This window comes from Collinsella sp. BA40 (assembly GCF_008014645.1).
Classification (GTDB): Bacteria; Actinomycetota; Coriobacteriia; order Coriobacteriales; family Coriobacteriaceae; genus Collinsella.
This window is the reverse complement of record NZ_VOWY01000023.1, coordinates 1-26,630: the sequence shown is the minus strand read 5'-3', so window position 1 is coordinate 26,630 and position 26,630 is coordinate 1. Positions and strand designations below refer to the sequence as shown.

At 64.5% G+C, this 26,630-nt stretch carries 17 protein-coding genes; 1 reads left to right on the top strand and 16 read right to left on the bottom strand.

Features of this window, described 5'->3' with window-relative positions; all coding sequences use genetic code 11:
• Positions 1-122: 122 nt before the first annotated feature.
• The 6 genes from E4J93_RS08020 to E4J93_RS07995 form a co-directional block, all read right to left on the bottom strand.
• A complete protein-coding gene (locus tag E4J93_RS08020; RefSeq protein WP_147588944.1) occupies positions 123-500 on the bottom strand; it encodes a DUF1648 domain-containing protein in 378 nt (125 codons plus the stop codon).
• A gap of 87 nt (positions 501-587) precedes the next feature.
• Positions 588-1,667 carry a redox-regulated ATPase YchF gene (ychF, locus tag E4J93_RS08015; protein ID WP_147588943.1) on the bottom strand — a complete coding sequence of 360 codons (1,080 nt, stop codon included), beginning with the start codon at positions 1,665-1,667 and terminating at the stop codon, positions 588-590.
• A gap of 127 nt (positions 1,668-1,794) precedes the next feature.
• Entirely contained in the window at positions 1,795-3,060 is a 1,266-nt protein-coding gene (locus tag E4J93_RS08010; RefSeq protein WP_147588942.1) for a 4Fe-4S binding protein, read from the bottom strand.
• A gap of 135 nt (positions 3,061-3,195) precedes the next feature.
• On the bottom strand, positions 3,196-4,101 hold the full coding sequence (locus tag E4J93_RS08005; protein ID WP_255431973.1) for a MerR family transcriptional regulator: 906 nt from the start codon (positions 4,099-4,101) through the stop codon (positions 3,196-3,198).
• A gap of 171 nt (positions 4,102-4,272) precedes the next feature.
• Positions 4,273-5,544: an MFS transporter gene (locus E4J93_RS08000; protein WP_147588941.1), complete on the bottom strand. Its 1,272-nt coding sequence runs from the start codon at positions 5,542-5,544 to the stop codon at positions 4,273-4,275.
• A gap of 382 nt (positions 5,545-5,926) precedes the next feature.
• Complete coding sequence (locus tag E4J93_RS07995; RefSeq protein ID WP_147588940.1) at positions 5,927-6,343, bottom strand: peptide deformylase; 417 nt, start codon at positions 6,341-6,343, stop codon at positions 5,927-5,929.
• A 420-nt stretch (positions 6,344-6,763) separates the two neighbouring features.
• Here E4J93_RS07995 and E4J93_RS07990 point away from each other — a divergent pair, with 420 nt between their 5' ends.
• Entirely contained in the window at positions 6,764-7,843 is a 1,080-nt protein-coding gene (locus E4J93_RS07990) for a 6-phosphofructokinase (protein WP_147588939.1), read from the top strand.
• 106 nt (positions 7,844-7,949) lie between these two features.
• Here E4J93_RS07990 and E4J93_RS07985 read toward each other — a convergent pair whose 3' ends face one another.
• The 10 genes from E4J93_RS07985 to E4J93_RS07935 all read right to left on the bottom strand — a co-directional run bounded on the left by E4J93_RS07985 (position 7,950) and on the right by E4J93_RS07935 (position 26,001).
• A complete protein-coding gene (locus tag E4J93_RS07985; RefSeq protein WP_147588938.1) occupies positions 7,950-8,576 on the bottom strand; it encodes a histidine phosphatase family protein in 627 nt (208 codons plus the stop codon).
• A gap of 138 nt (positions 8,577-8,714) precedes the next feature.
• Positions 8,715-9,866: a cation diffusion facilitator family transporter gene (locus E4J93_RS07980; RefSeq protein ID WP_147588937.1), complete on the bottom strand. Its 1,152-nt coding sequence runs from the start codon at positions 9,864-9,866 to the stop codon at positions 8,715-8,717.
• A gap of 231 nt (positions 9,867-10,097) precedes the next feature.
• The gene (gene rpsJ, locus E4J93_RS07975) at positions 10,098-10,406 is read right to left on the bottom strand and encodes a 30S ribosomal protein S10 (RefSeq protein ID WP_147588936.1); all 309 of its coding nucleotides are present in this window, start codon (positions 10,404-10,406) and stop codon (positions 10,098-10,100) included.
• 62 nt (positions 10,407-10,468) lie between these two features.
• A complete protein-coding gene (fusA, locus tag E4J93_RS07970; RefSeq protein ID WP_147588935.1) occupies positions 10,469-12,571 on the bottom strand; it encodes an elongation factor G in 2,103 nt (700 codons plus the stop codon).
• Positions 12,572-12,592: 21 nt separating this feature from the next.
• Positions 12,593-13,066: a 30S ribosomal protein S7 gene (rpsG, locus tag E4J93_RS07965; protein ID WP_147588934.1), complete on the bottom strand. Its 474-nt coding sequence runs from the start codon at positions 13,064-13,066 to the stop codon at positions 12,593-12,595.
• A 47-nt stretch (positions 13,067-13,113) separates the two neighbouring features.
• Positions 13,114-13,485 (bottom strand): 30S ribosomal protein S12, encoded by a 372-nt coding sequence (rpsL, locus tag E4J93_RS07960; RefSeq protein WP_147588933.1) that lies wholly within the window; start codon positions 13,483-13,485, stop codon positions 13,114-13,116.
• Positions 13,486-13,913: 428 nt separating this feature from the next.
• Positions 13,914-17,483, bottom strand: coding sequence for a family 20 glycosylhydrolase (locus tag E4J93_RS08300; protein ID WP_255431972.1), 3,570 nt, complete (start codon positions 17,481-17,483; stop codon positions 13,914-13,916).
• A gap of 151 nt (positions 17,484-17,634) precedes the next feature.
• Positions 17,635-17,841 carry a hypothetical protein gene (locus E4J93_RS07945; RefSeq protein ID WP_147588932.1) on the bottom strand — a complete coding sequence of 69 codons (207 nt, stop codon included), beginning with the start codon at positions 17,839-17,841 and terminating at the stop codon, positions 17,635-17,637.
• Positions 17,842-18,010: 169 nt separating this feature from the next.
• Positions 18,011-22,504: a DNA-directed RNA polymerase subunit beta' gene (locus E4J93_RS07940; RefSeq protein ID WP_147588931.1), complete on the bottom strand. Its 4,494-nt coding sequence runs from the start codon at positions 22,502-22,504 to the stop codon at positions 18,011-18,013.
• A gap of 5 nt (positions 22,505-22,509) precedes the next feature.
• Positions 22,510-26,001 carry a DNA-directed RNA polymerase subunit beta gene (locus E4J93_RS07935; RefSeq protein ID WP_147588930.1) on the bottom strand — a complete coding sequence of 1,164 codons (3,492 nt, stop codon included), beginning with the start codon at positions 25,999-26,001 and terminating at the stop codon, positions 22,510-22,512.
• Between the last annotated feature and the right edge of the window lie 629 nt (positions 26,002-26,630).

Genomic DNA, 26,630 nt, shown 5'->3' with positions numbered 1-26,630 from the left:
GTAGCTCCGCGGACGGCCGGGCCGGTTTTGCCTCTTGACAATGTTCAACTCATATTAAAGGGGCGCGCACGCACCCCTTCCAGCACAACCAAGCTGTCCGTCGCCCAGACGCGTCGACGCGCCTACATGCCGGGAACGGACCCCGTCACGGCCATGTAGAGCAGATAGGCGTTGGCCAGATTGAGCACCACGCCGGTCACGATACCGTTGCGCAGGTAGCGCTCGGCCGTGAACACCGCCGCGGACTCGCTCTCCTCCTCGTGCGCGCGGGCCTGCTTGCCGGCGCTCATATACGTGGCCATGCAGAGCAGGAACGCGAACGCCGGGACCAGCAGCAGCTCGTAGCGGTTGCTGAAGCGCGTCGCCACGCCGGCGCTGAACTCCATGGGCACCGACTCGGGCAGCTGCGGGATGAAATACATCACCGCGAGCAGCGGGATGATCGCCAAAGCGGCCAGCACAATCGACATGATGCCGGCCTTCTTTCCGTACTTGAACATTCGAAATCGCCTCTCTCGATTCTCGTATACCACCGCGCGGGGCTCCGGGCGCCCGTCCGCCGCGCGCGGCGATCACCGCCTGCGTGCCTACACGTTGAAGCGGAAGTGCACCACGTCGCCGTCGGCCATGACGTAGTCCTTACCCTCGATGCGCAGCTTGCCGGCGGCCTTGGCACCGGCCTCGCCGCCCAGCTCGACATAGTCCTCAAACGCCACGACCTCGGCCTTGATGAAGCCGCGCTCGAAGTCCGTGTGGATCACGCCGGCGGCCTGGGGAGCCGTGGCGCCCTGACGGACCGTCCACGCGCGGACCTCCATCTCGCCAGCGGTGAAATAGCTCTGCAGGCCCAGCAGCTTGTACGCCGCCTGGGCGAGCGTCTCCAGGCCGGAATGCTCCAGGCCCAGGTCGGCCAGGTACTCGGCGGCCTCCTCGGGCTCGAGCTCCGAGAGCTCGGCCTCGACCTTGGCGCAGATGGGAATGGGCGTCACGCCGTCGATGGCGTCGAGCTCGACCGTGAGCTCGTCTTCGTCCACGTTGGCCACGTACAGCATCGGCTTCAACGTGAGCAGGAACAGGCCCTTTGCGGCCGCGCGCTCCTCGTCGGTCATCTCCATGTTAGCCGCGCGCTTGCCGTCGTTGAGCCAGTCGAGCAGGCGCTTGGCGATATCGAGCTTGGGTGCCAGCGCCTTATCGCGCTTGGCCTCCTTCTCGAGCTTGGGCAGCTGCTTCTCGAGCGTCTGGATATCGGCCAGGATGAGCTCGGTCATGATGGTCTCGGCATCGCTCGCCGGGTCCACGAACTCGCCCGTGTGGTTGACCTCGCGCATGACGTCGGGGTCCTTGAAGTAGCGGACGACCTCGCAGATCGCATCGCACTCGCGGATGTTTGCCAGGAACTGGTTGCCCAGGCCCGCGCCCTCGGCGGCGGCGCCCTTCACCAGGCCGGCGATATCCACGAACTCGACCGTGGCCGGCATGATGCGGCTGGGATGCACGATGTCGGCCAGCGCCTGCAGGCGCGCATCGGGCACGTCCACGATGCCCACGTTGGGGTCGATCGTGGCGAACGGGTAGTTGGCGGCCAAGCCGCCCTTCTTGGTGAGCGCGGTGAACAGCGTCGACTTGCCCACGTTGGGCAGGCCCACGATACCGATGGAAAGCGCCATGTACTTCTCCTTGCAAACATAAGGCGCCGCGAATCGCGTCTAGCGCGAATCGCGGCACTCGATCTTCCTGGTCGCTATTGTACGCGAGCTCGCGGCGCAGGTCACGCGGCGCGCGCCCGCGAACACGCTAATCCGCCAGCTTCTCCACCTTGTCGAGCGCGGCGGACAGCTTCTTCTTGGCCTCCTCCTTGGCCTTCAGGGCCTCGGCGCGCGCCTTCTCGGCCTCGGCGGCGCGCTTCTCGGCCTCGGGATCGGGCACGATGAGCTCGCTCGCATCCGTCTCCACCATCGTGATGGCGCGGTCCTCGCACACCTCGGCGCACAACCCGCATCCCACGCAGTAGGTCGACTCGAGCGTGAAGCGCCCGGCGGGCGTGAGGTCGCAAGCGAACGTGGGGCACTGGCGCACGCACTCGCCGCACATGGTGCACTTCGAGAAATCGCACACCGGACGCTCCATGCGCACGCTCTCGGCGAGCTCGGGATGCGCCTGCAGCGTGGAGAGGAGCAGCTGGTTCTTCTGCATGAGGATGCGACGGCGCTTCTGCGTGGTCACGCCGCAGGCCTTGTTGAGCGTGCGCTCCAGGTTGGTGATCTGCTGCGAATGCGCCTTGAGGCGCTGCGATACCGACGCGATAGCGGCGGTGGCGGGGTTGAGCTTGGTCACCGCCAGGCCCGTGGAGCGCATGATGTTGTCCATGAACTCCTTGCGCTCGTATTCTCGGCGCTTCGTGCACGTGAGGTCGCGCGCCTCCACCTCCAGGCCCAGGCCGACGCCCGCCCACTCCTCAGCCGTGGCGATAGCCTCGCCGAGCATCTCCTCGCCGGTGGTGTTGCGGCAATGGGTGCAGATGTCGAGGGGGAGGTACACGCTCACGTTGGGGTAGTCGGCCAGGATCGAGAACCACACCTCGCGCGTCACATCGCCCACGCACGCCACCACGACCTCGTTCTCGCGCGGCAGGCGTCGCAGCGCGCGAGTGCAGGTGACGTACGCTGTCTCGTGCGCGGCAGCCGCCGCGGCGATGGCGTCGTAGAGCTTCTTGGGCTGGATTCGGGGCGAGACGAACGCCTCGGTCGGGCAGGCGGCCGCGCACAGGCCGCATTTGCGGCACGAATCGAGCACGTCGATGCCGCCGTCCTCGATATCGATCGCCTCGACGGGACATGCGTCCAGGCACGCCGTGCACGAGCTCTCCTCGTGCTTGCATACCAGGCACGGAATGGTGTTCGCACGCGGGCGCTCCTTGTAGTCCGCCGGGTTCCAATGGGGTGCATCGGGCGAACCCACGCCCATCAGCGCGTCGGTGACGCCGCCGAAGGGGTCCTTCAGGGCGCCCAGCCCCTTGCTGATATCGATGATGTCGTCAAACAGGTCGTGATTCTGCGCCATAGCGCCGCCTCCCTAGGGCCCGGCTCAAAAACGTAGCAACTTTTCCAGTGTAGGGCACGGCAGGCCGCTCGCACGGGTGCGCGCATCGAAGGCATAGATTCTCTTGACACCGGCTGCCGTCACGCGGATCGCGCGCTACGCACGCGCCTCCATGCGGCGGGCGAACTCCTCGAACACGCGGTTCGACACGTCGATCTGCGCCCCGTTGAAGGCGGCGCTCGCCGTGCGGTCGAGCAGCAGCTCGTAGTCCTTGTCCTCGCGCAGCCAGTTGCCCGGCGCGAAGCAATCGGAAAGCTGCTCGAGAAAGCCCAGGCAAGCCGCAACGGCCTCGGAGCGCGCGGGCTCGTCCGCATCGGCGGGCAGGTCGTTCACCAGCACGCTCACGCGCCGGTACTCCCCCACCATGCCCCGCTCGACGATCGCCGTGAACACGCGCTCGATCTCGGCCAGCTCCTCCTCGGTATAGAGGTGGGCGGCTATGCCCATCGCCAGGCGGTCGGCATCGCTGAAGGCCACGTTCATGAACCCGGGCACGTCGCTGAGGCGCGCGAGGCGATCCATCGCCGCCAGCGCCCCCGCGGCGCGGTCGGGAAAATCGGCGGCCAGGTCGTGGGCGCGCAGGCGCGCGATCAAGGCGCGCTGCCGGCGCAGGTCCTCGATGCGCGATTCCAAGGCGGCGTCGAGCTCGGCCAGCAGCTCGTCGGCGCGCGGTCCGTCGTGCGGTGCGGCGCGCACGGCATCCGCCCCGCGCTCGGCGTCGAGCTCGTCGAGCATGCCCGCCACCTGGTCCAGATGGAACCCGAGCGAGGCCAGCTGTCGAATACGCAGCACGCGCAGCAGGGCGGCGGCATCGTAGTCGCGGTATCCGTTTGCCGAGCGCGGCGGCTCTTCCAGCAAGCCTATGGCATGGTAGTGCCGCAGCGTGCGCGTCGTCACGCCGGCCAGCTTCGCCAACTCGTTGCTGCGCATGTGCCTCACCCGCTCCTGCTCGTCCGATACGCACGCGGTTCCAAACCGCCCCGCCTCATGCTGCGCGTCCATCGATTATCGCACGCCCCCTCTCTCGTCCAGCGCCATTTCGGCCATCTGCTCGTTCCTTCGCCCCATTCCCGCAAACATGCTCCGCCACGCCCGCGCCGCCACGCCGCCCGCATGCGCGAAAACGCCCGCGCACCATGAGCGCGCAGGCGTTCTCGACGTGTTTGATATCTGTTAGATACGATCTGCGGCCAGGTCCTTCGCCTCGATATGGCGCAGCGGGCGCGCCAGCAGCGCGACCACGGTCACCACCAGCCAGGCGCCGGCGAGCACCGGGCCCGCGCCATGGATCTGCACCGTGGAGATGAGCACCGAGCCCACGAAGGCGCCGGCGGGCGCCACCACCAGGTAGAGCGCGTTGAGCGTTCCCATCGCCGAGCCGCGGCGCTCGTCGGGCACGCGGTCGAAGGCGAAGAATCCCAGCAGCGCCGAAGCGGGGCCGGCGAACAGGCCCAGCAGCGCAGCCGCGGCCAGCAGCACGGGCAGCTCGGGGAAGCGGCCCATCACGCCCACGGCGGCGGCCATGCCCACCAGCGAGACCACGAGCCAGCGCCGACGGCTCATCTTATGCGCCAGCGCGGTGTAGCCCATAGAGCCCATAAGCAGGCCCGCCCCCATGGCCGACACCACGTAGCCCACGGCCTCGGGCTGACCCATCTGGGTGAAGAACGCCGGAAGCACGATGCCCTGCAGGCTGCCCATCACCATGGTGATGCCGAACGAGAGCATGGTGAAGGCGCGCAGCAGCGGATCGGTCGCGAAAAGCGCGGCCAAGCCGTCCACCAGCACGGACTTCGCGGTCGCCAGCAGCGTAGCGCACTTCGAGGGAACGGCGGCGACATTCGCCTGCTCGACCTCGGCCGCGGCGGCAACCTCGCCCACGGAGCGCGGAAGCGTCCACGTGACCAGCGCGGCGGCGCACGAGAACGCAGCGGTCACCCACAGCACGTCCGCCTCGTCCATAAAGCCGATGAGCAGCGCCGCCACCGCTGGGCCGATGATATTCACCAGCGCACCGAGCGACTGGCTCGCGCCCACGAAGCGCTGCAGGTCGGCACCCTCGCGCTCGCACACCGCGGGCAGCAGCGCGTCGCGCGCCGACATGCCCGGCACGTCGCCCACGGCGCCCAGCAGGCCCAGCAGGACGAACCAGCCGAAGCTCAAGCCCCACACCTCGTCGATGATGGGCAGCAGCGCGCAGCTCGCCGCCGAGATGAAGTCCGCCACGATGCTCACGGTGCGGCGGTTCATGCGATCCAGCAGCGCGCCACCCACCACGCCGCACACGAACTGCGGCACCGCGCAGATAAGCGCCAGCGAGCCGGCGGCCAGCACGTCGCCGGTGCGCGCGAGCAGCACCAGCGGCAGCACCACGCCGGCGATCGAGTTGCCGATGAGCGACAACGCATCGGATACCAGATAGCGCAAGACCGCGCCCTTGAACATAGATGCTCCTTCCAACCAAGCGGAAAAGGCCATGCCTTCCCCTGCACACAACGGGCCGGCACGCATGCGGGCCAGCCCGTCCATGATTGCGCGACGCCGTTCTTCGTCGCTTGGTTGGTATTCAAAACTACGACGTTACGTCGTAGTCAACGAGCCACGGAAGGCAGGGTCGGCCTCCATCGTTCCTCCCCACCTATGTGAGGGCCGTGGAGGATCACACGGCCCCGAGCGCGGCTCCCGCGACATGGGGCAAACATGCCCGCCGCGCGGCGCGCTGCGGACGCAATCGCCCGCCTCCGATCGGCATGAAAAAGGCCCGAGTCGACCCCGGGCCCGTATACGAGCGCTCTGCAAACGCGATATGTCCGCTAGCGGTCTGCGATTACACCAGCTTGCCAGCGCAGTGATCGATGCCGTGCTGCACGCACTGGGCGGTGAAGTCCTGGAACGTGCGCGTGCGCGGGACGAGCTGCTCGCCCACGAGCTCCTGGAAGGACACGCGAACCGTCTGGAAGCGCTTGACGCTCGAGACGCTCTCGAGGCTCAGGCAGCCCTCCTGCGCCCTGAACGGCTTCATGCCGGCCAGGACCTTGGGGTTGAAGAGCACGAAGACGTGGCCCTTCTGCTCGTACGCGACGATGGCCTTGTTCACGCCGATCTGGTTGGCGGCAAGGCAGACGCAATCGTCGAGCGACTTGATGGTGTCGATGAGGTCCTGCGCGACCGCGGCGTCCTCGGCGGTAGCGGGCTCGGCAACCTGCGACAGCAGGATCTGGTCGTGCACGATTTCCTTGATCATGTCATTCCTTCCAAACGATTCCGGGCGCCGACGCGCAGGGTCGCCCACTCGGATGCTCGACATAGCTAACTTCACGATGATACCGAATCGACGCCCAACGCGAGACGAGAGGCCCCGCACCCAGCGAAAACGCACACCTCGCGCGATACGGGTACGAACTGGCCCGGCCGCGCGGCAGCGGTCGTGGCGGCATGGGCAGAACCGTAAAACCTGCTGCAGCTCAAACGCGGCAGGCAGGGCGCGACGCGGGCGCGCTGCGGCACGGACAGTGCGGCGCTAACGCCAGCGCCGCAGCCCCAACGTAAAAAACACCTTACAGAACGCCGTTTTGCACGGCTGCGGGCACGCTGCGCGCCCCGTTGTGCCAAACTAGCTTCCGTACCCATTTTCTGTCACTTACCACGTATCTTGGGAGGACCCATGCCAAGAATCGGACTGCTCACCAGCGGTGGCGACTGCCAGGCGCTCAACGCGACCATGCGCGGCATCGTGAAGACCATGCTCCACAACGCCCACGAGCCCGTGGAGATCTACGGTTTCGAGGACGGCTACCAGGGCCTCATCTACGGCCGTTACAAGCTCATGAATATGAAGGATTTCAGCGGCATCCTCACGCGCGGCGGCACGATCCTGGGCACGAGCCGCACGCCGTTCAAGCGCCTCGATACCCCCGAGGCCGACGGCGTCGACAAGGTTCCCGCCATGGTGCGCACCTACCAGAAGCTTCGCCTGGATTGCCTGTTCATGCTGGGCGGCAACGGCTCCACCAAGACGGCCAACCGCCTGCGTGAGGAGGGCCTCAACGTGATCGCCCTGCCCAAAACCATCGACAACGATACCTTCGGCACCGACATCACCTTCGGCTTTACCAGCGCCGTTGAGGTAGCCACGCGCTGCATCGACGACATCCACACCACGGCGTCCAGCCACGGTCGCGTCTTCGTGATCGAGATCATGGGCCACAAGGTCGGCTGGATCCCCCTGTACGCGGCCGTCGCCGGCGGCGCCGACGTCTGCCTCATCCCCGAGATTCCCTACGACTTCGCCAGCGTGCAGGCTGCCATCGAGCGCCGCATGGAGGCCGGCAGCCGCTTCACCATCGTGGTGGTGGCCGAGGGCGCCATCTCCAAGGAGGACGCCGCCCTGCCCAAGAAGGAGTACAAGGCCAAGGTGGCAGCGCGCACCTCTCCCTCCATCGCCTACGACCTCGCACGCCAGATCGAGAAGATCTGCGGTCGCGAGACGCGCGTGGCCATTCCGGGCCACACGCAGCGCGGCGGCGCGCCCGATGCCCAAGATCGCATCTTCGCCACGCAGTGCGGCGTGGAGGCGGCGCTCGGCTGCCTCGAGGGCGAATACGGCTTCATGGTGGCACAGCGCAACGGGCGCATGTGCCGCGTGCCGCTTGAGGAGGTGGCCGGCAAGCTCAAGCTCGTCGACCCCAACAGCGACCTGGTGCGCGAGGCCCGCGCGCTGGGCATCAGCTTCGGCGACGAGTAGGAACCGGCCGGTCGATTATCGATTCACGCCAACGCGGGCGGTCCGCTAGCGCAGCGGGCCGCCCGCGTTTTGCATGCCGAAGCGTTCGCGGCGATCGAGATGCGCGCTATGCCGGCAGATTCACGATCTTGGTATTCGAGAACACACCGCTTTCCTCGTCGAAATCGAAGACCAGTACGCAGCAGTTACCCAGCGGCTGGTCCTGGTCGCAGCGCGCCGCGTGCTCCCACGCGCGCTTGAACTGCATGGTGGCAGATCCGTGCGATACCGCCAGCAGGGTGCGCACGTCCTCGGGTGCCATGAGCGCGGTGAGCGTATCCACCATGCGCGACCGCACGGCCTCGCTGCCCTCTCCGCCCTCGGGCACCAACGTCTCGCCCGGATCCCATACGTCCGCGGTCACCGCGCGTTGCGGTCCACCCTCGTAGGGGCCGTAGCTTCGCTCGATCAGGCCGTCCACGACCTCGATGACGGGCACGGAACACGCCGCCTCGCCCGAACGCCCGGCTGCCTCCTGCAGCGCCTCGCGCGCGATGCATGCCGTGTTGTAGGCGCGCCCCAACGGCGAAGTGCATATACGGTCGAACGCCACCTGCTGGCTGGCAAGCCAAGCCGACGCCTCCCGCGCCTGGGCGATGCCCGTATCGGTAAGCGGCGAATCGCAACGCCCCTGGACCAGCTTCTGGACGTTGAACACCGTCTGCCCATGACGCATCAAATAGAGCTGCTTCATCGTCTCTCCTCGTCTCCCGCCGGGATCCCCGGCCTATCCCCTCAGAAAAGTGCCTGTCCCTAATCTGAGGTGAGGCCTCAGAAAAGGGACAGGCACTTTTCTGAGGCGGGCCGCCCATCGAAGCGAAGGGCGCATCGCCTACTGTTCGGCGCTCACATAGTCCTCGTCCACCGTGATCTTTGCCACGGCCTTGGGATACTCGGCCTGCACGGACTCGGCAAGTTCGCGCTTGAGCTCAGACGCATTGAGCGCGCAATCCTCCGGACGCAGGCAGTCGAAGATGACGTTCGTATGCGTGGGCCCGGGCACCGTTCGCAGGTCGTGGATGGACACGCGCGGGTCGATCTCCTTCGCAAGCGCGTCGATGCGGTTGCGCATGTCCACCACAGCGGGATCGTTGGTCACGATGGGATCAAAGTGCAGGGTGACGATCATGCCATCCTCATCTTTAAATGACTGCTCGATGTTGTCGAGCGTATCGTGGCTCGCGATGGGATCTGACTCCGCGGCCATCTCGACGTGCGCGCTGGCGAACTGCCTGCCCGGGCCGTAATCGTGCACCATCAGGTCGTGCGTCCCCAACACGCCGGGATAGCTCATGATCTTGCTTCGGATGTGCTCGACGAGTCGCGGATCGGGCGCCGACCCAAGCAGGGGATCCACGGTATCTTTGATGAGCTGAATACCGCTCCAGCCGATATAGAGGCCAACCGCCAGGCCCATCCAGCCATCGAGCTCGATGCCGGTTACACGCGTTATGATCGCGGACGCCAGGACGGCTGCGGTTGCGATGACGTCGTTTTTCGAATCCTGCGCGGTAGCCAGAAGGGTCTCGGACTCGATGCGCTCGCCAAGCCTGCGATTGAACGCCGCCATCCAGAACTTCACGGCGATCGACAGCAGCAGGACCACGACGAGCGCCAGGGAGAACACCATGGGTTCGGGCGCCAAGAGCTTATCGATCGATGACTTCACCAGCTCGACGCCGATGAGGAGTACGAGGACCGCGACAACCAAGCCCGAAAGGTATTCATAGCGTCCGTGGCCATAGGGATGCTCGGGATCGGCCGGCTTGCTCGCGAGCTTGAAACCCAAGACGCTCACGATGTTCGAGCTCGCGTCGGACAGGTTGTTCAACGCGTCTGCCACGATGGAAACGGAGCCGCTGAGCAGGCCGATCGCGGCCTTGGCTATGCACAGCACAACGTTGAGCACGATGCACACCATACCGGCCATCGACCCAACCCGGGCGCGGTCGTCGCCCGCATGTCTCAGTATCCACTCAACCATGGACCTCTCCCCTCTCATATCTGCAATGTTTCATCATAAACCTCTTGAGATAGCGGCGCGAATGTTTCACAGACGTCGAAGCCGACCCAAAACGGTGCCGCTACCACATGGCCAACGTCCCGCGCATCCCCTACCTGAGGCCATCCAAAATGAAAAAGGCCGCCACCCGAACGGGTGACGGCCAGAATCGCATGCGATGTATGCGAGACGCGCGAGAATCGAGCGATCAGCTTAGAGCTTGATCTCGATGTCGACGCCGGCGGGGAGGTCGAGACGCATGAGCGAATCAACGGTGCCGCTGGTGGGGTCGAGGATGTCGATGAGGCGCTTGTGGGTGCGCATCTCGAACTGCTCACGGGAGTCCTTGTTCACGTGCGGGGAGCGGATAACCGTGTAGAGGTTGCGCTCGGTGGGCAGCGGAATGGGGCCGGAAACGCGAGCGCCGGTCTTCTGAGCGGTCTCGACAATGAGCTTCGCGGACTGATCGACGATCTCGTGATCATAGCCCTTGAGGCGGATCCTGATCTTCTGGCTAGACAACTTGAACCTCCAAATGGAATGCGAGGGCATCCTCGCGGGTGATACTAGTGCGAGCGGGTACCTTAGTTACCGTTCTTGCTCATGACCTCGTCCGTGATGGACTTGGGGGCGGGCTCGTACGAGTCGAACTGCATCGTATAGGATGCACGGCCCTGGGTCTGGGAGCGAAGGTCGGTAGCATAGCCGAACATCTCGCCCAGCGGCACCTTGGCGCGGATGACCTTGCTGCCAGCGCGGTCGTCCATGCCCTCGATCTTGCCACGGCGACCGGAGAGGTTGCCCATGACGTCGCCCATGTACTGCTCGGGGGTCTCGACCTCGACGGACATGTAGGGCTCGAGCAGGATCGGGTCGGACTTCTTCAGGGCGTCCTTGATGGCCATGGAGCCAGCGATCTTGAACGCGGCCTCGGAGGAGTCGACCTCGTGGTAGGAACCGTCGAACAGGGTGACCTTGACGTCGACGACCGGGTAGCCGGCGATGACGCCGGTGTTCAGCGCCTCCTGGATGCCCTTATCGATGGACGGGATGTAATCCTTGGGCACGACGCCGCCGACGATGGCGTTGACGAACTCGTAGCCGAAGCCCTCTTCCATCTTCTCGAGCTTGATGACGGCGTGACCGTACTGGCCGCGACCACCGGACTGGCGGACGAACTTGCCCTCGGCCTTCTCGACGTCGTGGCCCGGAGCCTCACGGTAGGCAACCTGGGGCTTACCCACGTTAGCCTCGACCTTGAACTCGCGGAGCAGACGGTCGACGATGATCTCGAGGTGCAGCTCGCCCATGCCGGCGATGATGGTCTGGCCGGTCTCGTGGTTGGTGGACACCTGGAAGGTCGGGTCCTCCTCGGCGAGCTTGGTCAGAGCGATGGACATCTTGTCCTGCTCGGCCTTGGACTTGGGCTCGATGGCGATGTCGATAACGGGCTTGGCGAACTCGATCTGCTCGAGGATGAGCTCCTTGCCCTCCTCGCAGAGGGTGTCACCGGTGGTGGTGTTCTTCAGACCGACGGCAGCGAGGATGTCGCCGGCGAAGGCGCCGTCGACGTCGACGCGGTCGTTCGCGTTCATCTCGAGGATGCGGCCGAAGCGCTCGCGGTTGCCGGAGGTTGCGTTGGCAACATAGGAGCCGGCGTCCACGTGACCGGAGTACACGCGGAAGAACGTGAGCTTACCGACGAACGGGTCGGTAGAGATCTTGAAGGCCAGAGCGGAGAACGGAGCGTCGGCAGTAGCCTCGCGGGTCTCGGTCTCGCCCGTCTTGGGGTTGGTACCCTCGACAGCGGGAACGTCGAGTGGGCTGGGCAGGTAGTCGACGACGGCGTCGAGCAGCTCCTGAACGCCCTTGTTCTTGTAGGCGGAGCCCACGAGAACCGGGTTGAGCTCGTTAGCCAGGGTACCCTTGCGGATAGCGGCCTTGAGCATGTCGACGGGGATCTCCTCGTCCTCGAGGACCATCATCATGAGCTCGTCATCGTAGGTGGCGGCGGCGTCGAGCAGCTCGGCGCGCTTCTCCTCCACGATGTCGGCGAACTCGGCCGGGATCTCGTCGAGCGGCTCGGGATAGGTCATGCCCTTCGCGTCGGGCTTGAAGTCCCACGCGGTCATGGTGACGAGGTCGATGACGCCCCAGAAGTTGTCCTCGGCGCCCATCGGGACCTGGACGGCCACGGCGTTAGCCTGCAGGCGATCCTTCATGGTCTGGATGGCGTTGAAGAAGTCGGCACCGACGCGGTCATACTTGTTGATGAACGCGATACGGGGGACGTTGTAGTTGCGGGCCTGGCGCCACACGGTCTCGGACTGCGGCTGAACACCGGCAACGGCGTCGAAGACGGCGACGGCGCCGTCGAGAACGCGGAGGGAACGCTCGACCTCGGAGGTGAAGTCAACGTGGCCCGGGGTGTCGATGATCTGGATGCGGTAATCCTTGTTGTCCTTGTTCCAGAAGCAGGTGGTAGCTGCGGACTGGATGGTTACGCCGCGCTCCTGCTCCTGCACCATGAAGTCCATGGTGGCAGCGCCCTCGTGGGTCTCACCGATCTTGTGCTTCTTACCGGTGTAGTACAGGATGCGCTCGGTCGTGGTGGTCTTACCGGCATCGATGTGAGCCATGATGCCGATGTTACGGGTCTCGGAAAGCTTGTACTTGGGCTTAGCCATGACTGAAGTTCCTTCCCTAAATTACCAGCGGTAGTGAGAGAACGCGCGGTTGGCCTCGGCCATCTTGAAGACGTCCTCGCGCTTCTTCACGGAAGCGCCAACGCCGTTGGAGGCGTCGAGGATCTCGTTGGCGAGACGCTCGGCCATGGTCTTCTCCTTGCGGGCGCGGGAGAAGTTGACGATCCAGCGGATGGCGAGCTGGGTCGAACGACGGGAGTTGACCTCCATCGGGACCTGGTAGGTAGCGCCACCAACGCGCTTGGGCTTGACCTCGAGGGTCGGGCGGACGTTGTCCATGGCCTTCTTGAAGACGGCCAGGGCGTCGCCCTCGGACTTGGCGGCCACGATGTCGAAGGCGCCGTAGACGACGCGCTCGGCGGTAGCCTTCTTGCCGTCCAGGAGGACCTTGTTGATAAGCTGGGTCACGAGGCGGTTGTTGTAAACAGCATCCGGCATAACCTCGCGGCGATTATTCTTTGCTGCACGACGCGGCATATGAAATCTCCTCTATTCGTTGGATCAGATTGCGTAGGGTGTTATTCCTACTTCGGGCGCTTCGCGCCGTACTTGGAGCGGGACTGCTTGCGGTTGTTCACTGCAGCAGCGTCGTAGGCGCCACGGATGACGTGATAACGAACACCGGGGAGGTCGCGAACACGGCCGCCGCGGATGAGGACGATGGAGTGCTCCTGGAGGTTGTGGCCCTCGCCAGGAATGTATGCGGTGACCTCGATGCCGTTAACGAGACGGACACGGGCGACCTTACGAAGAGCCGAGTTCGGCTTCTTGGGGGACGTGGTGAACACGCGGGTGCACACGCCGCGCTTCTGGGAGTTGTGCTGCAGAGCTGCGTTCTTGGACTTCTTGGGAACGGACTTGCGGCCCTGGCGTACCAGCTGGTTAATAGTAGGCAAAACGTACTCCTTCTTCGTGATGATTCCAGCTTTTTCCTAAGTGCAACGGCTTGAATCGAGGCGTCAGCATCCGCCTACGAAACACGCAGTTCGATAGAATACGAGGTCGCAGCTGCAGTGTCAACAGTCCACGCGCCCGGGCGTATCGCTAATTGAGGCCAATAGCGCGGAATCTCCACAAACGGTGCCGGAAACACCGGGGCAGGCCCTTTCGCCCCCTCTATCAGAGCCGTTACGACCTGGCTGCACAGCACCAGAAGCCCGTTTGGAGACATCCGTCCTCCCCTGGCACACGGCACGTTTCAACCACCTCGAAACAAGACGATCCCCCGGGGCGCCATGCTCCGGGGGATCGTGCGTTTGCGGCGGCACGCGCGCCCGTCGGCGCGCGAGCCTATGCAGCTGCTCGCGAACGAGAGATTCGTGCGCTATGCGGCGTTCTTACGACGACGCAGACCGATGCCCAAACCGGCACCGGCAACGCCCATGCCGGCGGCCATAAGGCCGATCAGCTGAGCGGGATCGCCCGTGGTGGGCAGGCCGCTGGACGAGCCGTTGCCCGGCTTGTTGCCCGGGTTCACGACCGGCTTGTCGGCGGGCTTCTTGGCGAGCGCCTTGACGGCGGCCTCGATGTCCGCGGCCATCTTGTCGACCTCGGCCTGCTTGTCGATCTTGTAGCCGCGCTTCACGGCGGCCACGGCGTCCTTCACGGCCTTGGCGGATGCATCGGTGTAGCCCGACAGATCCTTCGGCACGGCGGCCAGGGCGGCGTCGACCTTGGAGTAGTCGGCGTCGCGCAGCTCCAGGGCCTCGACGGCAGCGGTGATGTCCGCGGCCATCTTGTCGACCTCGGCCTGCTTGGAGATGGTCAGGTCGCGCTTGACGGCGGCCACGGCGTCCTTCACTGCCTTGGCGGTCTCGGGCGTGTAGACCGAGAGGTCCTCGGGCACGGTGGCCAGGGCGGCGTCAACGGCAGCGTAGTCGGCCGGGCGCTCGACGAGCGCCTTCACGGCAGCAGTGATGTCCGCGGCCATCTTGTCGACCTCGGCCTGCTTGTCGATCTTGTAGCCGCGCTTCACGGCGGCGACGGCGTCCTCGACGGCCTTGGCGGTCTTGGAGGTGTAGATGGACAGGTCCTTCGGCACGGTGGCCAGGGCGGCGTCGACCTTGGAGTAGTCGGCGTCGCGCAGGGCGAGCGCCTTGACGGCGGCCTCGATGTCGGCAGCCATCTTGTCGACCTCGGCCTGCTTGTCGATCTTGTAGCCGCGCTTGACGGCTGCCACGGCGTCCTCGACGGCCTTAACGGTCTCGGACGTGTAGTTGGACATGTCCTTCGGCACGGTGGCCAGGGCGGCATCCACGGCCGTGTAGTCGGCGTCGCGCAGGGCGAGCGCATCGACGGCGGCGTTGATGTCGGCAGCCATCTTGTTGACCTGCTCCTGCTTGGAGATGGTCAGGTCGCGCTTGACGGCGGCCACAGCGTCCTCGACGGCCTTGACGGTCTCGGCGGTGTACACCGAGAGGTCCTCGGGTACGCGCGCCAGGGCGGCATCGACGGCGGCGTAGTCGGCCGGGCGCTCGACCAGGGCCTCGACGGCGGCGGTGATGTTGGCAGCCATCTTGTCGACGGCGGCCTGCTTGTCGGCCTTGTAGCCGCGCTTCACGGCGGCCACGGCCTTCCTCACGGCCTGGGCGGTCTCATCCGTGTAGATGGAAAGATCCTCGGGCACGGTGGCCAGGGCGGCGTCGACGGCGGCGTAGTTGGCGGGCTTGGGCATGTACTGGTCATGCTTGGTGCCGTACTTGTCCATCAGCTGGAAGATGCGGCCCATATCATGCGGCTTCGAGGGCTCGTCGCACCAGACGCACTGCATGCTACCGATGGTGGGGACATCGCCGCTGGCGCCCGTCACCTCGTTGAAGCGCTTGGCCTCGATATTCTTCATAGCGTTGTTGAAGTGGTAGCCGCCGGAATCGATGCGGCCGAGCACCCAGTACCAACCATCGTTGGTGTTGAGGATCTCGTGGCCCTTGCCCTGCAGGAACTCGGGCTTGGCAACGTTGAAGCCCCACCAGCCGGAGGTCCAGTAAGAGATCACCAGATCCGGATCGAAGGTGCCATGGCTCGTATTGCGGTTGTAGTAGATACCGTCGTTGAAGCAGACGGGCTTCATGCCGGCGGCCTTGATGAGGCCGGACACGTGGTTGGCGTAGTCGACGAAGTTCTTGTACGCGCCGTTGCGCTGGATCTCGCCCCAGCCGGGATTCGTGAAGACGTCGTTGGCGAACTCGTCGGCGCCGAAGTTGAAGTAATCGGAGACGCCGGCCTTACCGAAGTAGGAAATGTACTTCTGCAGCACGGCGTACAGGAAGTTCACGGCCTCGTCGTTGGTGATGTCGACCGTGCGCACCGAGGTCTTGCTGCCGTTGGTGTACGCGGCGTTCTGGATGCCGAGCTCCTTCATGGCGACCAGCAGCGCGTCCATGTGACCCGGGCTGTTGATGACCGGCACGATGCCGATGCCGCGGCTCTTGGCGTGGGCGACGATGGCGTCCATCTCGGTCTGGGTAAGGGCGTTGCCGTTGGGGTCCTCGTAGTACGAGTTGTTACCCGCGGTGAGGGCGGCCTTCACGGCGTCGCTCTCGTAGCTCTTGCCATTGGCCTGGATCGACATGTCGTCCAGGAAGAAGCGCATGCCGTCGTTGGCCAAGATGAGCTGCACGTCGGTGTAGCCGTTCATGTAGGCGCGGTCGATGATCTGCATGAGCTGGCCGGCCGAGAAGTACTTGCGGCCGGCGTCGATCGAGAAGATGGCGCGCGGCGGCTCGACGGGCTTGGGCATGTACTGCTCGTGCTTGGCGGAGAACTTGTCCATCAGCTCGAAGATGCGGTCCATGTCATGCGGCTTGGAGGGCTCGTCGCACCAGACGCACTGCATGCTGCCGATAGTGGGGATGGCACCGCTGGCGCCCGTCACCTCGTTGAAGCCCTTGGAGGCGATGTTCTTCACCGCGTTGTTGAATTGGTAGCCGCCGGAGTCGATGTTGCCGAGCACCCAGTACCACGCATCGTTGGTGTTCAGGATGTCGAGGCCCTGCTGCTGCAGGAACTCGGGCTTGGCAACGTAGAAGCCCCACCAGCCGGACGTCCAGTAGGACACGGTGAGGTCCTGATCGAACGTTCCGAAGCTCGTGTTGCGGTTGTAGTAGATGCCGTCGTTGAAGCAGACGGGCTTCATGCCGGCGGACTTGATGAGGCCGGACACGTGGTTGGCGTAGTCGACGAAGTTCTTGTACGCGCCGTTGCGCTGGATCTCGCCCCAGCCGGGGTTCGTGAAGACGTCGTTGGCGAACTCGTCGGCGCCGAAGTTGAAGTACTCCGAGACGCCCTTCTCACCGAAGTAGGAGATGTACTTCTGAAGCACGGCGTACAGGAAGTTCACGGCCTCGTCGTTGGTGATGTCGACGGTGCGCTTGGAGACCTTGCTGCCGTTCGTGTAAGCCGCGTTCTGGATGCCGAGCTCCTTCATGGCGACCAGCAGCGCGTCCATGTGGCCCGGGCTGTTGATGACGGGCACGATACCGATGCCCTTGCTCTCGGCGTGGGCGACGATGTCGTCCATCTCGGCCTCGGTGAGGGCGTTGCCGTTGGGGTCCTCGTAGTACGAGTTGTTGCCCGCGGTGAGAGCGGCCTTCACGGCGTCGCTCTCGTAGCTCTGGCCGTTCGCCGAGACAGACATGTCGTCCAGGAAGAAGCGCATGCCGTCGTTGGCCAGGATGAGCTGCACGTCGGTGTAGCCGTTCTTCGCGGCGCGATCGATGATCTGCTTGAGCTGATCGGCCGAGAAGTACTTGCGGCCGGCGTCGATCGAGAAGATGCTGTGCACCCCCTCTGCCGCCATAGCGCGCACCGGCAGGGCCGCCATGCAGACCGCCGCAAGCGCAACGGCGGCGACACCTGCAAGCACGCGCTTGATGCGTAGCTTGACCTTGTCCACGTTTCTCTCCCATCTCTAGGATGAATAATGCCTTTCTATGGTAGCCCATAGCAGGAGAAACGTACATATATGTAATACCAGTGGGCGAATTCATCGGGCGAACCGCAGCAAGGTGCGTTCATCCCCGCCTACGAAGCAAGGGCCCTTCGCCCTAGCGCTTCTTCTTAGGCCGCGGTTTAGGGCGCTTGCGCTCGCTCGGCGAAGCCTCCTTCGGCTCCGGCTTGCCCAGGAGCGCCTGCATGCGCGTCCGATTGCCGCGATGGTTCATGCGGAAGATGCCGGCACCCATAAGGCCCGCTACCACGATCACCAAGATCCAGAACAGCTGGCTGCCCAGCTGCGACATAACCTGATCCATCAGGCTCCCTTCATCGATCGAAGCGGAGTCCGCGGACAAACCGCCGCGCCCCGCACTCACAGCGCATCAGTATATAGCGCCCGCACGGCCAACCGCGCTCTATACGCGAAAGGCCCGCTCCCCTCTCGGGGAACGGGCCCTCTCTCAGCCTATGGCGTGGGCAGCCGTATTACTCCTCGTAGGAGTTGTGGCCGTTGGGATCCTCGGGACTATCGCCGTCGTCCTGGTCAACCAGCTGGTTGAGCAGCTCATCGATGGAGGCCATATCCTCGTTGATGATTCCGCCGTTGCCGGCATCCTTGCCGGAAGCGCTCGGAGCGCCGCCGATCATCTCCTCATCGGAGTCGTAGTGATGACGCGGAGCGCTGGTGCCCAGCAGGATATCGTCGGGGCCGTCGGGGCTGAAGACCATCTGCAGCAGCTGCGAGAGATCCTCTTCGTCGGCCACGTCCTCGGTGTTATCGAGGATGTACAGGAGGTTATGCGCCTCCAGGCCGTCGCGCAGCTCCTCGATCGCCTTGGCGCCGATGCCGTCGATGCGGAGCAGGTCCTCCTCGGACTTGCCCACCAGGTCGCCGACGGTCTCGATGCCGACCTCGCTGAACTTGTTGGTCCAGCGCTGGGACACGCCCAGGTCGTCGAACAGATACAGGCGCGCATCCTCAGCGGAGATGGTGCGGCCGTTACGGGTGAACGAGCCGTCGCCCGAACCGTAATCGTCGTAGCCGCTCCAGTCGAGCTGCTGCGGCAGCTGCTCGTCGAGCTCCTTGAGCTCCTCGGGTGCCCACTCGGGCAGAGCCTTGGAGTTGCCGGCGGTGGCGCCGCCCACGGTCACGTAGCCGTCGGAGGTGCGATAGGTCAGCGCGGCATCGGAGTAGGGCTTCAGGCCGGTACCGACCGGAATCTTCTTACCCACGATGACGTTGGACTTGAGGTCGAGCAGGTGGTCGACCTTGCCCTCGATAGCAGCCTCGGTGAGGACGCCCGCGGTACGGATGAACGACGCGGAGGACAGCCAGGAGTCGATGGAGGAAGCGACCTTGAGCGTACCCAGGATCGCGGGCTCGGCCGCGGGGGTGGCGCCGCCGCGACGGGCGATGCGGTCGACCTCGTCGGCGAACTCATAGCGATCGACGTACTGGCCCAGCAGGTAGTTGGAGTCACCGGGGTTGGTGATCTGAACGCGGCGCAGCATCTGACGGGCGATAACCTCGATGTGCTTGTCGTTCAGGTCGACGCCCTGGCTGGTGTAGACGTCCTTGACGTTCTCGACGAACGTGTGCATCGTGCTCTCGATATCCGTGAGCTTGCGCAGGTTGCGGAAGTTCACGAAGCCCTTGGTGATCTGGTCGCCTGCGCGGACCTCGCAGCCGTCCTCGATGCCGGGCATGAAGCGCACCGATGCGGGAACGCGCTTCTCCTCCAGCACACGGCTGTGGTCGGAGGAATCGGTCAGCGTGAGCACGTACTCGGACTTCTCCGGCTTGATGGCCAGGTGGCCCGAGAAGGGAGCCAGGTCGGCCTCGCGGCCCAGGATCTTCTCGTTGACGTTGCCAACGACGTCGAACATACGGCCGACGGTAGGCAGACCCTGCGTAATATCGTCAACGCCTGCAACGCCGCCGGAGTGAATCGTACGCATCGTCAGCTGCGTGCCGGGCTCGCCGATGGACTGCGCGGCGATGATGCCCACCGCGGTGCCGATGGCGACGGGACGACGGGTGGAGAGGTCCCAGCCGTAGCACTTCTGGCACACGCCGTACTTGGAACGGCAGGTGAGCAGCGCGCGAAGGGTGACCTTCTTCAGGCCGGCGTCGAGCAGCTTGTTGATATCAGCGGTGGTCTCGATGTACTCGCCGCGCTTGAACACGACGGTGCCATCGGCCGCCACGGCGTCCTCGGAGAAGCAACGGCCCACGAGGTCGGCGTTGATCGAGTCGGTGCCGGGGATGATGAGGTTGTAGGTGCAGCCCTCTTCCGTACCGCAGTCCTCCTCGCGGACGATGACGTCCTGCGCGACGTCGACCAGACGACGCGTGAGGTAACCGGAGTCGGAGGTGTGGGACGCGGTGTCGACCAGGCCCTTACGAGCACCGTAGGTCGAGATGAAGTACTCGAGCGGAAGCAGGCCCTCGCGGAAGTTCGCCTTAATGGGAAGGTCGATCGTCTCACCGGACATGTCGGCCATCAGGCCGCGCATGCCGCCGAGCTGGCGCAGCTGGGTCTTGGAGCCTCGAGCGCCGGAGTCGGCCATCATGTAGATCGGGTTCTCCTCGTCGAACATGTCGAGCATGAGAGCCGCGACCTTGTCGGTGGCTGCGGTCCACTCGTTAACGACCTCGGTGTGGCGCTCCATCTCGTTGATGAAGCCCTCCTCGAAGTACTCGTTGATCGAGTCGACGCGGTCCTGGGCCTCGGCCAGGATCTGGGGCTTCTCATCGGGGATGAGGGCGTCCCACAGGGAGATGGTGAGGCCGGCGCGCGTCGCGAAGTGGAAGCCGGCGTACTTGATGGCGTCCAGGATCGGGCCAACCTCGGCCTGCGGGTAGCGGTCGCAGCAGGCCGCGACGAGCTTGCCCACATCGCCCTTGACCATCTTGTAGTTGATGAACTCGTAGTCGGCCGGCAGGCACTGGCGGTTGAAGATGATGCGGCCGATGGTCGTCTCGAAGCGGCAGGTCTTGGTGCCGGTGACGTCGTAGTCCACGAACTCGTTGCGATCGTTCTTCACGCGGAAGAAGCTCTTCTCGCCCTCGAAATGGTTGGCGTCGGCGGCGGACACGCGAACCTGGACCTTGGCCTGAAGGTCGACCTCGGTACGGGCGTCGTACGCGTTCAGGGCGTCATCGAAGCTCGCGAAGACGTGGCCCTCGCCCGACAGGCCGTCGCGGGCCTGGGTGAGGTAGTACACGCCGATGATCATGTCCTGGGAGGGGACGTTCACGGGCTTGCCCGAAGCCGGGGAGCGCAGGTTGTTGGCGGAGAGCATGAGCACGCGGGCCTCGGCCTGGGCCTGGAGGCTCAGCGGCACGTGCACCGACATCTGGTCGCCGTCGAAGTCGGCGTTGAAGGGGGCGCAGACCAGCGGATGCAGGTGGATGGCCTTACCCTCGACCAGCACGGGCTCGAAGGCCTGGATGGAGAGGCGGTGCAGCGTAGGTGCACGGTTGAGCAGCACCAGGCGTCCGTCGATGACCTCTTCCAGGATGTCCCACACGAAGCTGGCGCCGCGCTCGATGGAGCGCTTGGCACCCTTGATGTTCTCCACCTTGCCCAGCTCGACAAGGCGCTTCATGACGAAGGGCTTGAAGAGCTCCAGGGCCATGGTCTTGGGCAGGCCGCACTGGTGCAGCTTGAGGGTGGGGTCCGTAACGATAACGGAACGACCGGAGTAGTCGACGCGCTTACCCAGCAGGTTCTGACGGAAGCGGCCCTGCTTGCCCTTGAGGGCCTCGGCCAGCGACTTGAGCGGGCGACCGCCACGGCCGGAGACCGGGCGACCACGACGACCGTTGTCGAACAGGGCGTCCACGGCCTCCTGCAGCATGCGCTTCTCGTTGTTCACGATGATCGCGGGCGCGTCGAGGTCGAGCAGGCGCTTCAGGCGGTTGTTACGGTTGATCACGCGACGGTATAGGTCGTTCAGGTCGGACGCGGCAAAGCGGCCGCCGTCGAGCTGGACCATCGGGCGCAAATCGGGCGGAATGACCGGAATCACGTCGAGGATCATGTTGGCGGGGTCGTTGTGGCCCTTCAGGAAGGCATCCACGACCTCGAGGCGCTTGACGGCCTTCTCGCGCTTCTGCTTCTGGCCGTCCTCGTCGGCGATGATGGCCTTGAGGCGCTCGGACTCGGACTCGAGGTCGATGGCGGCCAGCAGGTCGCGCACGGCCTCGGCGCCCATGTCGCCGGAGAAGTACATGGAGTAGTAGCGCTTCATCTCGCGGAACAGCGGCTCATCGGAGATGAGGTCGCGCTCGGAGAGCTTCATGAAGGCCTGGAAGGCGTCGGAGCGGAGCTGCTTCTCGTCCTTGCACTCTTCCTCGATATCGATGATGCCGGCAGCGATCTCCTCCTGGGTCAGGGGCTCCTCATCGGAGAACTCGTCGAAGTTCTCGGGGTTACCCTGCTCCTTCAGAGACTCGATCTGGCGGGCGCACTCGGCGTCGATCTCCTCGAGGTCGGCGGCAAGCTCCTCGCGCAGGTCCTCGGCGTCGGCCTCACGGGCGTCGTAGTCGACGTGCGTGATGATGTAGCTGGCGAAGTAGAGCACCTTCTCCAGGTCCTTGCTCTTGATGTCGAGCAGGCGGCTCATGGGGAAGCTCGTGGGGCTCTTGAAATACCAGATGTGGCTCACCGGAGCGGCGAGCTCGATGTGGCCCATGCGCTCGCGACGCACCTTGGCCGAGGTGACCTCGACGCCGCAGCGCTCGCAGACGATGCCCTTGAAACGGATGCCCTTGTACTTGCCGCAGGAGCACTCCCAGTCCTTGGCGGGACCGAAGATCTTCTCGCAGAACAGGCCGTCCTTCTCGGGCTTGAGGGTACGGTAGTTGATGGTCTCCGGCTTCTTGACCTCGCCGTGCGACCAGGAGCGGATCGTATCGGCGCTGGCAAGGGAGATCTTTACCGCGTCAAAATCAGTAGCTTCGAAATCTGCCACAGTGTCTACTCCTTATCAGTGGTAGAAGCGGTGAGCTCGCCGATCAGAGCCTCGGCGGCGTCGGCGGACGTGTCGGCTTCGTCGATGGAGGGCAGGACGTCGGATGCGCCGAGCATCTCCTCGGCGTCCTCGACGACCTCGGGCTCGTGCGTACGCACGGGCTCGATATCGAGGGCGAGCGAGCGAATCTCCTTCACGAGAACCTTGAAGGACTCGGGTATGCCCGCCATGGGAACGTTGTCGCCCTTCACGATGGACTCGTAGGTCTTCACGCGACCGACGGTGTCGTCGGACTTGACCGTGAGGATCTCCTGCAGGACGTTGGATGCGCCGTACGCGTACAGCGCCCACACTTCCATCTCACCGAAGCGCTGGCCGCCGAACTGGGCCTTACCGCCCAGGGGCTGCTGGGTAACCAGGCTGTAGGGACCGGTGGAACGAGCATGGATCTTGTCGTCGACCATGTGGCCGAGCTTCAGGATGTAGGAGGTACCCACGGTGATGGGCTCGCGGAACTCCTCGCCGGAGCGGCCGTCGAACAGGCGGGTCTTACCCCGGCCGTCGAGCTGCGTCACGAACTCGGGACGCATGTGCTCGCCGAAGCGCTTGGTGGCGAGGTTCACCATGTTCTTGTTGGCGCGACGGATGACCTCGGCGATCTCGTCCTCGTGGGCGCCGTCGAAGACGGGGGTCGCCGTGAAGAACGGACCGGGCACGTACTCGTCGGAGTCCTCGTTCTCGGCATCCCAGCCGCAAGCGGCAGCCCAGCCGAGGTGGCACTCGAGGAGCTGGCCGACGTTCATACGGGAGGGAACGCCCAGCGGGTTGAGGATGACGTCGACAGGGGTGCCGTCGGCCATGTAGGGCATATCCTCGACCGGCAGGATCTTGGAGATAACGCCCTTGTTGCCGTGACGGCCGGCGATCTTGTCGCCCTCCTGGATCTTGCGGCGCTGGGCAACGTAGACGCGGACCATCTCGTTCACGCCCGGAGCCAGGTCGTCGCCGGCCTCGCGGCTGAAGCGAACGACGTCGATGACGCGGCCGTAGGAGCCGTGGGGCATCTTGAGGGACGTATCGCGGACGTCATGGGCCTTCGCACCGAAGATGGCGCGCAGCAGACGCTCCTCGGCGGTCAGAGCGCTCTCGCCCTTGGGGGTGACCTTACCCACCAGGATGTCGCCCGGGCCGACCTCGGCACCGATGCGGATGACGCCGTCCTCATCGAGGTTGGCGAGCATGTCCTCGGACAGGTTCGGAATCTCGCGCGTGATCTCCTCGGGACCGAGCTTGGTGTCGCGCGCGTCGATCTCGTGACGGGAGATGTTGATGGTGGTCAGCAGGTCCTCGGCCACGACGCGCTCGGAGACGACGATAGCGTCCTCGTAGTTGTAGCCTTCCCAGCTCATGTAGGCAACGGTGAGGTTCTGACCCAGAGCGAGCTCGCCGTGATCGGTCGAGGGACCATCGGCCAGCGGCTGACCCTGCACGACCTCGTCGCCCACGCGGACGAGCGGGCGGTGGTTGATGCACGTGGACTGGTTGGAACGCTGGTACTTGGGCAGGCGATAGGTATCCATGCCGCCGTCGTACTTAACGGTGATCTTGGAGGCGTCGGCAAAGATGACCTCGCCGGCATGACGGGCCAGGGTGACCTCGCCGGAGTCCAGGGCGGCACGGCGCTCCATGCCGGTGCCGACGTACGGGGCAGCCGGATGGACCAGCGGCACAGCCTGGCGCTGCATGTTCGCACCCATGAGGGTACGCTTGGCGTCGTCGTGCTCGAGGAAGGGAATGAGGGTGGCGGCGACCGAGATCATCTGGCGCGGCGAGACGTCCATGTAGTCGACCATCTCGACGGGCACGTCTGCGGGAGCACCGAAGGAGCCGTCGAAGTCGCGCGTACGGGCGACGATGGTGTGAGGACGAACGAGACTACCATCGGCCTCGCGCTCCACGAACTCGTTGGTCGCGGGATCGAGCGGCGTGTTAGCCGGCGCGATGATGTGGTTCTCCTCCTCGTCAGCGGTCATCCAGTCGATCTGGTCGGTAGCAACGCCGTTCTCGACGCGGCGATACGGGGCCTCGATGAAGCCGTACTCGTTCACGCGGGCGTACAGCGACAGCGAACCGATCAGGCCGATGTTGGGGCCTTCGGGGGTCTCGATGGGGCACATACGGGAGTAGTGCGAGTTGTGGACGTCGCGGACGGCCGTAGGCACGTTCGTACGCCGGCTGGAACCGGACTTGTGGCCGGCAAGACCGCCGGGGCCGAGGGCCGACAGACGGCGCTTGTGCGTCAGACCGGTCAGCGGGTTGGACTGGTCCATGAACTGTGAGAGCTGCGAAGAGCCGAAGAACTCCTTGATGGACGCCACGATCGGACGGATGTTGATCAGGCTCTGAGGCGTGATCTCGTCGATGTCCTGCGAGCTCATACGCTCGCGAACCACGCGCTCCATGCGGCTCATACCGATGCGGAACTGGTTGGCAACAAGCTCGCCGACCGTACGGATACGACGGTTGCCGAAGTGGTCGATATCGTCAGTCTTGAAGCCGGGGGTGCCGGCTGCGAGCTCGAGGAGGTAGCGCAGCGTGGCGACGATGTCCTCATCGGTCAGAACGACGACGTCCTCGGCGGTCTCCAGACCGAGCTTCTTGTTGACCTTGTAGCGACCCACGCGCGCCAGGTCGTAACGCTGCGGGTTGAAGAGCAGGCCCTCGAGGAGGCTGCGGGAAGCGTCGACGGTCGGGGGCTCGCCCGGACGCAGGCGACGATAGATCTCGATAAGGGCATCCTCGCGCGTGAGGGCGGTATCGCGCTCGATGGTGCGCTTGACGACGTCGGAATCACCGAGCATCTCGATGATCTCGTCATTGGTCGTAGCGATGCCGAGGGCGCGCAGGAACATGGTTGCGGACTGCTTGCGCTTACGGTCGATGGAAACGACGAGCTGATCGCGCTTGTCAACCTCGAACTCGAGCCAGGCGCCACGGGCAGGGATGACCTGCGCCTTGTATACCTGCTTGCCGCCGTCCATCTCGGAGCCGTAGTACACGCCCGGGGAGCGGACGAGCTGCGAGACGACGATGCGCTCGGTACCGTTGATGATGAAGGTGCCCTGATCGGTCATCATGGGGAAATCGCCCATGAAGACGAGCTGCTCCTTGATCTCGCCCGTCTCCTTATTGGTAAGACGAACGTCGGTCAGCAGCGGAGCCTGATAGGTCATGTCCTTCTCACGGCACTCGTCCACATCGTGGGCGGGGTCGCCGAACTGGTGGTCACCGAAGGTGACCTCGAGGACATGATTCTGGCTCTGAATGGGGCTGGACTCCTTGAATGCCTCACGAAGTCCATCGGTCATGAAGCGCTGGAAGCTCTCCTTCTGAACGGAGATGAGATTCGGCAGCTCCATCACCTCGGGGATCTTTCCGAAGTTGACGCGCGTGCGCTCTGTTGCCGTTACCGGCAGGGTGGCTTTTGCATCACTCACCAGGCGTTCCCTCCTTCTTGGGAAAATGCGGCTTGCTAGACGATCGCGCTTCGTTGTATCCTCGACCACGGTGCGTATAGACGCCCTGTGCACGCGAAACAACGTACAGGCACAAATCGCCTGATATCGCAACCTACTAGTTTAGCAACTACAAACCGTTTATCAATTAAAGACTTGACTAGTATTCTGTTTTGGATTAGTTGAGATTCTACTCTGATATTTATGCAGGTAGAACATACTGTACCGAACACCTGTTCATGTGTTTCTAATGAAGCGTCTCCATGAGCGTCGCTTGGACCCCACTGGGAATTGGCTTGCGACGCCGCAATCCCCTTTACGACGGAAGGACCCTTTGTATGGGGGAACCCGATCCAAAGGGCTCGACGCTCGATGGCGCGCAGAACGACTCCGAGGACATCCGCAGGCGCGCCGCCGCACCCCGTCATGCCCCCGATAGACCATGATGCCGCCGGGCCACATCCGCAGGCGCGCCGCCGCACCCCGTCATGCCCCCGATAGACCATGATGCCGCCGGGCCCCTTTAAACGAAGGAAGGGGCCCTCCCTCGCGGGAGGACCCCTTCCATGCACCGAAGTGCCGTCCACCGGTCAGCGGCGCCCTGCTCTCCC